This window comes from Caloramator proteoclasticus DSM 10124, from assembly GCF_900129265.1.
Classification (GTDB): Bacteria; Bacillota; Clostridia; order Clostridiales; family Caloramatoraceae; genus Thermobrachium; species Thermobrachium proteoclasticum.
In genome coordinates, this window is record NZ_FQVG01000062.1 from 1 (window position 1) to 13929 (window position 13929).

General features: G+C 31.4%; 11 protein-coding genes. 1 reads left to right on the forward strand and 10 read right to left on the reverse strand.

The annotated features are described in order from the left end of the window. From BUB63_RS11485 to BUB63_RS11530, 10 genes are all read right to left on the reverse strand, one after another. The coding region (locus BUB63_RS11485) for an ImmA/IrrE family metallo-endopeptidase (RefSeq protein ID WP_073249898.1) at positions 1-1435 on the reverse strand (1435 nt) is incomplete at its 3' end. Positions 1436-1843: 408 nt separating this feature from the next. After that, entirely contained in the window at positions 1844-2635 is a 792-nt protein-coding gene (locus BUB63_RS11490) for a YecA family protein (RefSeq protein ID WP_073249900.1), read from the reverse strand. 45 nt (positions 2636-2680) lie between these two features. Continuing rightward, positions 2681-5965, reverse strand: coding sequence for a type I restriction endonuclease subunit R (locus BUB63_RS11495; RefSeq protein ID WP_073249902.1), 3285 nt, complete (start codon positions 5963-5965; stop codon positions 2681-2683). Between the two features lie 12 nt (positions 5966-5977). Next, positions 5978-6232: a DUF6429 family protein gene (locus BUB63_RS11500; protein ID WP_242947373.1), complete on the reverse strand. Its 255-nt coding sequence runs from the start codon at positions 6230-6232 to the stop codon at positions 5978-5980. 17 nt (positions 6233-6249) lie between these two features. Next, complete coding sequence (locus BUB63_RS11505; RefSeq protein WP_073249906.1) at positions 6250-7590, reverse strand: restriction endonuclease subunit S; 1341 nt, start codon at positions 7588-7590, stop codon at positions 6250-6252. After that, a complete protein-coding gene (locus tag BUB63_RS11510; RefSeq protein ID WP_073249908.1) occupies positions 7580-9097 on the reverse strand; it encodes a class I SAM-dependent DNA methyltransferase in 1518 nt (505 codons plus the stop codon). Before BUB63_RS11510 ends, BUB63_RS11505 begins: the two co-directional genes overlap by 11 nt. Positions 9098-9467: 370 nt before the next feature. After that, positions 9468-9698 (reverse strand): hypothetical protein, encoded by a 231-nt coding sequence (locus BUB63_RS11515; protein WP_084106768.1) that lies wholly within the window; start codon positions 9696-9698, stop codon positions 9468-9470. After that, complete coding sequence (locus BUB63_RS11520) at positions 9682-9858, reverse strand: YjfB family protein (RefSeq protein ID WP_073249910.1); 177 nt, start codon at positions 9856-9858, stop codon at positions 9682-9684. Before BUB63_RS11520 ends, BUB63_RS11515 begins: the two co-directional genes overlap by 17 nt. A gap of 110 nt (positions 9859-9968) precedes the next feature. Then, complete coding sequence (locus BUB63_RS11525) at positions 9969-10562, reverse strand: hypothetical protein (protein WP_073249912.1); 594 nt, start codon at positions 10560-10562, stop codon at positions 9969-9971. Positions 10563-10629: 67 nt separating this feature from the next. After that, a complete protein-coding gene (locus tag BUB63_RS11530; protein ID WP_073249914.1) occupies positions 10630-11811 on the reverse strand; it encodes a flagellin N-terminal helical domain-containing protein in 1182 nt (393 codons plus the stop codon). A 468-nt stretch (positions 11812-12279) separates the two neighbouring features. Between BUB63_RS11530 and BUB63_RS11535 the strand changes: the two genes are divergently transcribed. Continuing rightward, complete coding sequence (locus tag BUB63_RS11535; protein WP_073249916.1) at positions 12280-13449, forward strand: dicarboxylate/amino acid:cation symporter; 1170 nt, start codon at positions 12280-12282, stop codon at positions 13447-13449. Positions 13450-13929 lie beyond the last annotated feature (480 nt).

Here is a 13929-nt window from a genome sequence, read left to right on the forward strand (position 1 = left end):
CAAAATCTATATTTGAACCTTTATCACGATTTAGAAAACACTCACTATGATAACTTTCCTTAAATCCAGATTTAATTGATAGATCAAAAACTAAACAGCACTCTTCCATGTGAGTTCTTGCATAATCAGTTAATATAGCATATCCATTTTCATCTCTTGTTACATATTTAGGATGCTTTAAAACAAAATGTGAATCTACATATACGTAACTACCTTCTTTTATCAAAGCAGATAATTCTGGATCAATAAAACTTTGTATAGCTGCGTCTATTGCACTAATTGAAAAAGTCTGATTTCTTTTTAAAAAACCTTTTTTAAAACAATGTGGCTTAACATAATGGCCATCTATATAAGTAAAAGTTCCTATTGCTTCTTCATATCCTACATCAATCATTCGAATTTTAGCAGCTAATCTTGAAACACCAAAAAATAAAGCCAATTCATCAATAACTGGTTCCATTACGTCTATTATTTCTTCTGTTTGCAATGATTGTTTATATTTTTTTATAAGTTCAAATGCCTTTTCTTTAAATGTTGAAATTGGCATTTGAATCCTTGGGGTAAGTGCATTTGCCTGCCATTCCATCCAGTCAGTTGCATCTCTGTTGCTATCTTTTATCCCACCTACTACTTGACATTTTATTTTTGTTACACTATTGTTATATAACCTTTCCAATTCAAATGCCTTTCTGTGTAGAGCCCAATGAACACACTCATGAACAATGGTATTATTAACAGATCCAAGGTTACGTAGAAAGTATACTTTCGGATCTACAAAAATAGTTTTAGCAATTACATGAGTTTGAACCATTTTATCACTGTTTTTATCATAGAATTCTGCTTCGCAATCATGAAAAAAAATTTGTCCAAACACTGTAAAATCCTTTGTAATATCTCTAATTTCTATTTTAAGACCCATTTTTTCTGCCAATAATTGTGGGTCAACTGCCATTGGAGTTTTTAATGCTTCTGGATAATTTTTGCGTAGAAATTCTGTAGCAACAGATTCTAATTGTTCACTATAAATAAATGGCACAAGTGAATCTGACATAGGTTTGGGCTGCTTATTTTTACTTGTATAATCCGTTACACTGTAAATTATAAAGTCATCTAAATTGCACTTCAAATCCCCAGAACATTTCAGTTGAAACCACTGTCTACAATTTTCTGATTCATCGTAATGATAATCTGACTCTCTAACTTCCAGTTCTGCTTCCACAACAATATCAAATTCTATTTTCATTTCTGGTAAATCACTCACAGAAACAAACTTTACTTCTATATCTGACAATTCAATTTCACCAATGTTTCTAACTCTGTATAGCCATAAATCTATAGTATCCTTGTTTTCGATTACATAATTCTGTATGGTAGCAAATATCTCATTATAGAATCTTTCTGCCACATAATCTTTAAATGAACGGTTACCCGCCAATATATCATCCCCTTAATAGACAGTTTATATTATCATACAATAACCTGATGGTTTCCACTTTTCACCTTTATGTAAATTATAATATTATTTTACATCAGATAAAATCAAAAATTGTCGATTATTATAAATTATTCTGAAAATTAATTACTATATTTTGCTGCAGAGCTTTTGGCTCCAATTGCACTACTTAAAAATATTCATTGTCTAACGCCTTCTATGATTCAATCCTTGTGCAACGTTTCTGAGGAGGCTTCAATTTATATTTTTGATAATGTTAAAAAATATGGGCATTTAGGTATGTATTCTAAGGTTGAATCTTTATTTAAAGAAAGGTTTTCTGATTTTGTTATGAGTTTTAGATGATAAGAAAGCCATAACCTTAATTCGATTAGGCTATGGCTTGATATTTTAATGTTCCATATCATCTGGTGTTGCTTTAATTGCTTCATATTCAATTTCTTCTTTTTTAGGACAGGGTAATCTTTTTTCACCTAACATACAAAATTTACAATAAGCATTTCTATTATTTTCACATATACACTCATTATTACATTCCTCATAGCAATTTTCATTTATATAATCTAAAAATGAACCATAGAAATATGATGATATTAATTCTGCCATTTCTTCATCTATAATATTTTTTAATTCTGTAAACATAGCATTCGCCATATAATTGGTAAATTCTATGTAGAAAAAGTTTAGTGCCGTTTGTTTTTGTAGCCTTTTTGGCAAATTATTTAGTTCAAGTCCTCTTTCTATCATCCATTTAAAACTAATTTCTTTCATAGGATTTTTTATACATTCATTTTCGCAAGTTTCACATGTTTTCATAAATTCCTTAGCCTTATTAAACATTACAAATAATATTTCCTTTTGTTGTTTACTATTTATTATATCAAATTTATACAATAACGACCCCATTATATTTAATACTTCAATTAAAAAATAATCTATATTATTTACTGGATATCCTGAATGCTCTATATATTCATTTACACTAAAATACTTATCTGTTATTTCTTCTATTTGTTCAAATCGATTCCTAAGTATTTCTATCTCATCATCTTTTCTCATACAGCAATTTTTATATTTTTTACCACTACCACAATAGCACAAATCATTTCTTCCTATCTTTTTCCTATTACTTGAACTCTCAATAACTAAGAATTCATCTTGCTTTTTTCTTTTAAACTCCAAAATTATCACCTGCACTTTTTAACTTATATTTAAAAACTAAATACTTCAAATTTTATACTCATCTCTACCTTCAGCTACTAATTCTGTTGTTATGTAATCATCTTCCTCCAATTCATCTACTTCATTTTCACACATCTTTTCAACCTGCTTCATTACTATATCCATTGCCTTTTCTGCCTGCTTTGGTGGGTAGTTGTACTTTTTAAGTAGCCTTTTTATAATCGTCCTCATCTTTGCCCTTGCCATTGTTCTTTTGCTCCAGTCAACCGTTATGTTGCTTCTTATAGCTTCTGTTAATTCATGTGCTATTTGTTTTAGAACCTCATCACTCATAAATAACTTTACTGCATCATCTGCTGTTAAGGCATCATAAAAGGCTATTTCATCTTCTGAAAGGCCAAGGTTCATATCTTCCTCCCTTGCCTTTTGTATTTCCTTTGCAAGTTTTATAAGTTCTTCAATTACTTCTACATTTGTTATTGCTTGATTCTTGTATTTATTTAATGCCTTATCGAGCTTTTCTGAAAACTTTTCAGACCTTACTATGTTTCTTTTTTCTATTGCTTTTATCTTGCCTTCTAAAAGCTTCTTTAGCATTTCAACAGCAAGGTTCTTATATTTTATAGTTCTTACTTCTTCTAAAAATTCATCTGACAATATTGATATATTAGGTCTTTCAAGTCCTAATGTATCAAACACATCTATTACTTCCTCTGATATTATTGTCTTTTGAAGAAGCTGATTTATTCTATGCTCTATCTCTCTTTTTGAAAGCCTATTTGTTGACTTATTCTCAAGTTTTACGAGGCTTGCCTTTACAGCTTTAAAGTAGCTTACCTCAAGTGCTGCATCTCTTCCTTCCTGCGTAGATGCACAAAGTGAATGAGCTTTAGCAAGTTCTACAACTGTATTTTTAAATTCCTTTTGGTCCTTTTCATCCATTCCAAGAACAAAATCCATTCCTGCTGTTATAGCTCTTATTCTTTCCGCTTGAGTTCCTTTTATATATCCTGAATAATCAAATTTATAGAACATATCTCTAAGTATTTCAAGTTTTTCTACCATTACAGATACTGCAACGGAAGTATCAATTCCTGTTGTCTTTTTATCACTTTCTGTATAAACCTTAAGTGCCTTCTTTAGGCTTTCAAATATTCCTATATAGTCAACTATTACTCCACCCGGCTTATCCTTAAATACTCTGTTTACTCTTGCTATTGCCTGCATTAGGTTGTGTCCCTTCATTGGCTTGTCTATATACATTGTGTGCATTGACGGGACATCAAATCCTGTTAACCACATATCCCTTACAATAGCAATTTTAAGTTCATCATTTACATCCTTCATTCTTTTTGCTAGTATTTCCTTTCTTTGAGAACCACCTGTTAGATGCTTTTGAAGTTTTTCTTCATCTGATGCATCACCAGTTATTACAACTTTAATCTTTCCTTTAGTTAAATCATCACTATGCCATTCTGGCCTTAGCTTAATTATTTCATCATAAAGATCTGCGCAAATTTTTCTACTCATACATACAATCATTGCTTTCCCATCTATAACCTTTAATCTTTCTTCAAAGTGGTTTACAATGTCTTGTGCAAGCTGTTTTAATCTGTTTGGTGAGCCTACTATTGCCTCTAATCTTGACCATTGCCCTTTATATTTTTCCTTTATTTCGTCCTCTTGCCCTTCCATAAGTTCTTCAAATTCTTCATCTATTTTCTTTAGTTCTTCTTCGTCTGCCTCAAGCTTTATTATTCTGTTTTCATAATATATTTTTACTGTTGCTCCATCTTCAACTGCTCTTGTCATGTCATATATATCTATATAATCCCCAAACACATCCTTAGTTGACTTTTCACCCTCTTCTCCTTCTATTCCTATAGGTGTCCCTGTGAAGCCAATAAACGAAGCATTAGGTAGTGCATCTCTTATATATTTAGCATAGCCGTATCTTACATCTCCAGTTTCCATATCTGTTTTTGCATCAAAACCATAATGGCTTCTATGTGCTTCATCTGCAATTACTATTACATTGTGTCTATCTGTCAGTGCTGGCATTTCACCTTTTTCTGGCTTAAATTTTTGAATGGTAGTAAATATTATCCCTCCAGCTTCTCTTTCATTTAAAAGGTCAAATAATCCATAGATAATTTTTGTATTTTCTTTTTTGTTATTTTCCTTTTGCTCATCTGATAGTTTTCTTACATCAGCCTGGATAGGATCTTGTCTTAATATGTCCTTTGCCCCACAAAATGTTGAATAAAGCTGATCATCTAGATCGTTTCTATCGGTTACAACTACTATTGTTGGGTTGTTGAATCTTTTTATAAGCTGTGCTGCATAGAATACCATTGTAAAGCTTTTACCTGATCCTTGTGTGTGCCATACAACGCCGATCTTTTTATTATTCTTATTTGACGAATTTATTGACATCTCTGTCTTTTCTACTGCTTTTTTTACAGCAAAATATTGGTGGTATGCAGCAAGTATTTTATTTAGTTTTATTTTTTCCCCAATCTTTCTTCCCTTTGAATCATAGTCTGCTGCACTTGTTTCTTGGTATGTTAAAAAGTTTTCTACTATATCAAGAAGCCTATCCTTTCTTAACATACCTCTTAATAGGATTTCATATTGAGGGATACTAAGAGGCTCTACATTTATGCCATCTATACTTCTCCAGTTCATGAACCTTTCAAAGTTTGCTGTTATTGTCCCTGCTTTTGCATTTATACCATCTGTGATAACTATAAAAGCATTGTAGTAAAACAAGGTGGGTATATCTCTTTTATATGTTTGTATTTGATTGTATGCATTCTCTATTCCCACATTTTCATCTGTTGATGATTTTAGTTCCATTACAACAAGTGGAATACCATTTACAAATATTATTACATCTGGCCTTCTTTTTTCTATTTCTTCAATTCTAAATTGATTTACCACTAAGAATTCGTTGTTGCCTATGTCTTTAAAGTCAATTATATATGCCTTTTCTGTTTTTATTATCCCTTGTTTTTTAAATGTAACATCTATTCCTTCAACCATAAGTTTATGAAAGTATCTGTTGTTTTCTTCAAGTATTGGACTGTTGAAGGTTATTATCTTTCTATATGCCTCTTCTATTGCATCCTCTGGCAAAGTAGGATTAAGTCTTCTTAGTGCATCTAATACTCTATTTTTTAATATTACTTCTCTATAATCTTCTCTTTCAGGATTATCACTATCTGGTGCTATATCTGGACCATAAAGATGTTCATAATCAAGTTCTTCAAGTATTTCTATTGCTGCATTTTCAAGTTGCTGTTCTGTAAAATAATCTGAAAAGCTCATTGAACCACCACCTTAAATATTTTCTATTCCATATTTCTTTAATAATTCTTTTGCAAGCCTTTCTCCTTTTTCTTTGATGTAAACTGATTTAGAACGATATGAACCACCAATTAAATCTTCATCTGTCAGCTCATTTAAAATGTCAAAATCATAGCCTTTCCATGTTCTTAGATATTCCATTCCAAATTCATTTTCCTTCCATGATGTTAGGTACATAAGTATTAAAGTTAGCTCTTTTATTGTATTTTTCATATCATCAGCCATCATTATATTCCTTTCTTTAATTATTTATATTCATCCAAAGGCACCCTAATTTCACCAGACATAAGCTTTGGAAGAAGAGTGTCGCGAAGTTGGGAAAGCCTTTCATTTTCGCTATAAATTTCAGACATATATTTAATTAAAGGCTCTATAAAACAACTAATTTTTTCTAATAAATAACTATCAATAGGCAGAGCAACCTTATAATTTAATATTCCTTTTTTATTTAAATGTAAAACTGTTGTCCCAGATGTTAATCCTAATGCAAATTTTTTAAATCTATTATCCTTAAGTATCATATATAATGTGTATTGAGTTATTTTCTTTGATTTTGGAACTATTTTTATAATATCCATTGATGCAATTAACTTTTTATATTTTGATTTAGTCATAACCATAATAGCATTACCAATAATTTCTGCATTTTGAGTTAAATCAGTACAAGCGATTACTACATCAAATAATTCTAAATAATGTTTTTCCTTAACTTTCTCAGATATTTTTATTTCTTTAAATCCATTTATTTTAAAATTTCCAGTAACATCAAAGTTTTTTATAGTCAACAAAGCAGTATTTGATTCCATTAATTCTGAACTCTTATAAGAATATCCATTAATTATTTCTATAAATTGACCTAATTCAACTACCTCCCACCCCTTAGGAATAGGTCCTAATTCACTATCAACCATTTCTCCGCCACTTGATTTATATGGCTCTCCGTTTTCATTTGGAAATTCAAAGTCTATAAACCATCGTTTAAATATAGTTTGGGCTATTTCTTCTAATACTTTGTTTATTCTGTTGTTTATTTCTATCTTTTCATCAAGGTCAGATAAGATTTTAGCTATAGCTTTTTGTTCGTGGAGGGGAGGGAGTTTAATAATTATATTTTTTAAATCACTTATAGTCACATGACCTAATCCTGTAGTTTGTTTATTTGAAGCAATAGCTTTAAAATTCGGTTTTAGGTATTTAAGTAAATAATAAAAATATTTTTTATCAGCTATTCTTTCATCAACTGTTATTTTAAATATATGCTGATTTAACCATCCTTCTGGTAAATCAAACCAAAACACATCTATTGATGTATCTGGATTTCCAGACCAAGAAAAAAGCAAATCCCCTTTTTTCAGTAAAGCTGCTTCATCAAAAAACTTATTTGTATATTTTGTTTGTGGCGTAATACCATTTTTAAGCTCAGCAATCTTAATTATTGGTCTTCCCGCCTTGCTAAAATCCTTATTTTTAAAAGCTAGCCCATTCTTCCATGTTGCTAAATCATATAATATTTTACATTTCCAATCATCAGCATAATAAATAGGACTAAATAAATAATTGGTTTGAAAAGAATTATTACAACTCATACCCTAACCCCCTCAAGTTCTTCTTTATCTCCTCCTCAAGGTGTCTTGATTTGGCAAACAACTCTGATAGTTCACTTGTCAGATTCTCCATCTTTTCTTCAAAGTCTATTCCATCATCTTCTATCTCTTCTATACCTACATATCTTCCTGGGGTTAGGATATATTCATGCTCACGTATTTCATTTATGTTTATTGATTTGCAAAAACCTTTTATGTCTTCATAATTGCCATTTATATTTCGCCAATTATGATATGTCTGGGCTATCTTTTTTATATCTTCATCTGAAAATTCTCTATGCCTTCTATCTACAAGCTGTCCAAGTTTTCTTGCATCAATAAACAAGAATTCATGCTTCCTGCTTCTGTATTTGGGGTTGTTTCCTTTGTTTCTGTTTAATATCCAAAGGCATGCTGGAATCATTGTTGTATAAAATAATTTATCAGGCAGTGCTACTATACAATCAACAAGGTCTTCTTCAATTAAATTCTTTCTTATTTCGCCTTCATTCGAAGTATTTGAGCTTAATGAACCATTAGCAAGCACCACTCCCGCAACACCATTTGGTGCTAAATGATAAATAATATGTTGAAGCCATGCATAGTTTGCATTGCCTGCAGGAGGTATACCATATTTCCATCGTGCATCTTCTAAAAGCTTTTCTTGCCCCCACTCGCTTATGTTAAATGGAGGGTTTGCCAAAATATAATCAGCCTTCAGGTTTTTATGTAAATCATTGTGGAATGTATCAGCATTATATGGACCTAAATCACCATCTAATCCATGTATGGCAAGATTCATTCTACAAAGCTTCCATGTTGTAGGATTAAGCTCTTGACCATAAATTGATATGTCATCAATCTTACCTTGATGTTCTTCTACAAACCTTTCACTTTGAATAAACATACCACCACTGCCACAGCATGGATCGTATATTCTCCCTTTATATGGCTCAATCATTTCAACTAAAGTTTTAACAACACTAGAAGGAGTATAGAATTCTCCGCCACCTTTACCTTCCTTTTCTGCAAACTTTTTTAGAAAGTACTCGTATACTCTACCTAAAATGTCCTTTTGACCTTCTTTAACAAGCTTTATATTTGAAATAAGATCTATTAGCTCACCTAATCTTCTTTTGTCAAGCTCAGGTCTTGCATATCTTTTATCCATTACACCTTTTAATATTGGATTTTCTTTTTCAATTAAAAGCATGGCATCGTCTATTATTTGTCCTATTCTAGGATCCTTTGCATTGTTCTTAATATTCTCCCATCTTGCTTCCTTTGGAACCCAAAATATATTTTCAGCTTCGTATTCATCTCTATCTTCTTCGAAACCTTCACCTTCTTCTACAAGCTGGTTATACTTTATCTCAAATTTATCAGATATATATTTTAAAAACAGTAATCCCAATACAACATGTTTATATTCTGCTGCATCCATACTACCTCTTAATATATCTGCCGCTTTCCAAAGCTGTTCTTCAAAACCTACATTTGCTGTTGACATTTTCCTGCCTCCTTAAACTAATTCTTTCAATATTTTAATATTTCTACATTAAAGTTTATTTTCCTTCAATTTTTTTAAAAAATCATAATAGGACAGGCATTTTAATCGAATACCCGCCCCAACTATTGACAAAGAGCCATTATTATATGTGATATGGCTGGCATCAAAAAAAGCAAAAAAGCCCTGATTTCTCAAGGCTTCTAACTTTCGTATCAATTAATCGTTCAAATATGTCTAATAAATATGAAATTAATAAAAAATATTGAGCTTTTTATTAGTTTTACTAATTTTAAACTATCTCAAATCAAAAATAGCAAATTATCCACCCTAACTATCGACAAATAGCCAGAAAAGACCCTTTTCAGGTCTTCTACTGCACTTCAGTATTTTCCTTTTCAAGTAACATTATCTCCTGCTGAAGCTGTTGAATACTCCTCCCTATTTCATCTCTTTCAAGTTTACTTAGCTCATATTCGGCAGCTTTAACAGCTAACTCTCTCATCTTTAACAGACGTTCTTCTATCATATCAAGAATTTGTATTCTGTGTTTTACTTTCTGAAGTTCCTCTATTAATTTTTCCTTCTCACACACTTTTATCAATTACCTTTCCTAAGTTTGGATCTTTGCTTTTTTCTATCATTTTAACCTGTTCATTTGCTGTTTGTTTACCTGTTTCCATTGCAAGTTTCATTACTGCAAGGCTTGTTTCTTGGGCTACTTTTGATTGGTTTAGGTTGATTGATAGGGCAGCTATGTCCATGGTATCAGGCTCCTTTTTATTAAGATACTATATATTCAATTTATTTTCTTACTCTTTTTTCCATGTTCATGGATTATTGTCACTTAAAATTTGTAGCACTGTTCCACAGTTTAATTGTTATTTCTAAAAACTCTTTCTATTTTATTACTTAGATTATCTATACTACATATTATACCATAATATCCTCTTTTATCTTTAGCTTGATAATTAGCTAATTCCAACTCCTTTATTTCTCCATTATTTTTTTTCATTTGATAAATTGAAATTTCTCTATTTAATTCTTCTTCAGTTTCTATTTTTAGTCCCCATTTAGAAACCTGATTTAATTCTCTAATTTTTTTAATAATCAAACCATATTGTGAATTAATTCCAGCATTATATAACTTTAAATCAATATAAATATCTAATATCTTGCTTTTTATCATATCATTATTTATTAGCATTATTTTATCTAGAAATCTGTCATAATAGTCTGTTTTAAATTCATATACGCCTTCTTTTGTTATTGCCATTTGTTTTGCTAATTGGTAATTCAAATCCATTTCATACTTTACTAATTCAGTAATATTTTTAGCTTCTGCTTTTTCTCTTTTTTTATCTAACCATACTTGTGTTAATATACCAAAAAATGCAGCTAATAATGCCCCTATAATTGAGCCCATTAGTGTTTCATGCTTAACAATAAAAGATATAATCGTTCTCATCTTAACACCTATCTTTCAAATATTAAAAGAGCCAGAGGATACCTCCCCTGACTCCTAATTAATCTTATTATCTTAATAGTTGTAGAACCCCTTGTGGTTGTTGGTTAGCTTGTGCTAGCATTGCTTGAGCAGCTTGAGCTAAGATGTTATTCTTGCTGAATGTCATCATTTCCTTAGCCATGTCTACGTCTCTAACTCTTGATTCAGCTGCTGTTAAGTTTTCTGATGATGTTCCAAGATTATTAATTGTATGTTCTAATCTATTTTGATAAGCACCAAGTTTTGATCTTTCTTCTGAAACTTTGTTAATTGCATTATCTATTCTAGTTATTGCTGCTTTAGCATCATTATATGTACTTACATTTGGACCTGTAATATCATCTTTTTTACCTTCAATTTTTATATTATACTCATCGTCTGCAGTCCAATCATCTTGAGCATTAATTACTATGCTTTCGCCTGATCCAAATAAATCTCCGAACTGACTACCATCTATAGTCAATTTAGAATCAGTATCATTACTATCTGCTGCAAATTTTTTTGTTACACCATTAACTGTTACTTCAAATAAACCATTATCACTTAAGCCATCTGGAGCTGTTAATACCTTCACTTTAATATCCATATCCCTTGATATGGTATTTGAAACAGTTATATCTGTTGAACCAGTAATAACATCATTATTTTTATTAACTACTGCTACTTCTTTAACAGAAGCATCTGTAACAGCATTTGTTGCTATATTTAATACTGCTCCTGTCGCTCTCATATCTTTAATATCGATATTTAAATATTGATTTTCATTTGCCCCAATTTGTAAATTTGCACTAAAAGAACCTTTTAACAAGTCCTGTGTATTGAATTGAGTAGTATCTGCAATTCTATTTACTTCTCTTGCTAATTGATTCATTTCAGTTTGTATAGCGTCTCTATCAACTGTAACATTTGTATCATTTGAAGCTTGTACAGCAAGTTCTCTCATTCTTTGAAGAATTGAATGAGTTTCATTTAATGCACCTTCAGCTGTTTGAATTAATGAAATACCATCTTGTGCATTTCTTGCAGCTTGGTCAAGGCCTCTAATTTGTCCCCTCATTTTTTCTGAAATAGCAAGTCCTGCTGCGTCATCTCCAGCTCTGTTTATTCTTAGACCTGATGATAGCTTTTCCATTGACTTTCCAGCATTTACAGTATTGATTCCCAACTGACGATGTGCGTTCATCGCATTAAGATTGTGATTGATTATCATTTTACATACCTCCCTGATTTTTGTTTTTTTGGCATCCTTGCCCTTTGTGTTTTTAAAACACTAACCTTTCGGCCGAAAGTTTTGTGTTTTATTTTCTACTTAATATTTCGTTTAGGTTTTTATAAACTTTAGGGGTTTTTTAAAAATTTTTTTATTTTTTTGTTGTTTGTTTTTATCTATTTATTTTTTCGTATGGCTCTTAAAAAACTTTAGTGCAAAATTGAAATTATTTTTTTATAAAATTAAGTTTGTTTCATTTGTATATTTGTTAGAAATTTGATGTTTTTATTGTATCATCTTTCATTTATTTGCATTATCAGTACCATATTATGGGTCTATTTTCTCTAAACTGCATTTTTTCGCCAATGAAACTACATATTTATATATTTTTCTTATTTTTTTAATTGACTTAATTTTAAATTTTCAGTAAAATGTATGTATAAAAGTTAACATTTTAGGAGGGATAAAATGAAAAAACTTGGACTTGTACCACGACTCATTATTGCAATCATACTTGGTATTTTAATCGGTAAGTTTACCTTCGCACCAGTAGTAAGGCTACTTGCTACCTTCAATGCTATCTTTGGTAGCTTCCTTGGCTTCTGTATACCTCTAATAATATTAGGATTTGTTGTTGCAGGTATTGCAGACCTTGGACAAGGTGCTGGAAAGCTTCTTGGACTTACAACAGCAATTGCATATATTTCAACACTAATTGCTGGTTTCTTTGCATATTTTGTTGCAAAGTCCTTCTTCCCACTATTTATACACACTGCTGAGGTTTTAAGCGATGCTGGAAACCCAGAGGACAAGCTTCTTGCACCATTCTTTAAGATTGATATGCCTCCTGTTATGGGAGTTATGACAGCACTTATACTCGCCTTCTTACTTGGACTTGGAATTGCAGCAATAAAGGAAAAGACACTATATAATATAGCAAGCGAATTCCAAAAGATAATGGAAAAAACAATTAGAAACGTAATAGTACCACTTTTACCAGTTCACATTATGGGTATATTCGCAAATATGACATATGCAGGTGAAGTTGGAAGAATACTTGGTGTATTCTGGAAGGTATTCTTAATAATAATCGCAGCACATCTAATAATAATACTTTTCCAATATACAGTAGCTTGTTCAGTAGGAAAAAGAAATATATTTACAACACTTAAAAAACAAATCCCAGGATACCTAACAGCAATAGGTACACAATCATCAGCTGCTACAATCCCAGTTAACCTACAATGTTCAGAAAATATGGGAGTATCAAAGGGAATAAGAGAATTCGTTGTTCCACTATGTGCAACAATACACCTATCAGGAAGTACAATAACATTAACATCCTGTTCAATTGCAGTTATGATGCTAAACAATATGCCTGTTGAGTTTTCTAAGATGGTTGGATTTATTGCAATGCTTGGTGTAACAATGGTTGCGGCACCTGGTGTTCCTGGTGGTGCGGTTATGGCGGCACTTGGAATACTACAATCAATGCTTGGTTTCTCAGAGGCTCAGCTTGCACTTATGATAGCACTATATATAACACAAGACAGCTTTGGTACAGCTTGTAACGTATCAGGGGATAATGCAATTGCTATTCTTGTGGACAGCTTATATAAGGGAGATAAGAAGGAGTAGGATTTTCTACTCCTTCTTGCTGTTGAAAAGATTATATATTGATTAGCCCCATGAAGGATTTCTTGGGCATCAGTTCATTTTGCTAAGCAGTTCTAAGCTTTTCTTTGTTTGAAAAAGTCCTACCCTCGCGATGCCATCGTCCTGATGGCCGCTTCGGCTCGGCACGTCCTGTGCCGAGAAGAGCTCCGAAAAAATAGTGGCTTTTAATGACGTTTTTTATAAATATTCAACTTAATTTAATAAAATGCATAAAAAGTTATTAATGTAAAATGCGTAGCATTAAAAATATAGTAATATTTGTTAATTCAATCTATATAGGGCTTTGTTTTGAGCCCTATTTTTATTATTTCCTCATTTTAGGGCGTAGCAAAGCTAAGGGTGGCCTTTTGCTGCATAATTAAGTTGACCATCCTTACTATATTACACGCAGTGTTTGCTAAAATAATATGTATTTTAGCACCTACAAGTCGAAGATATCGA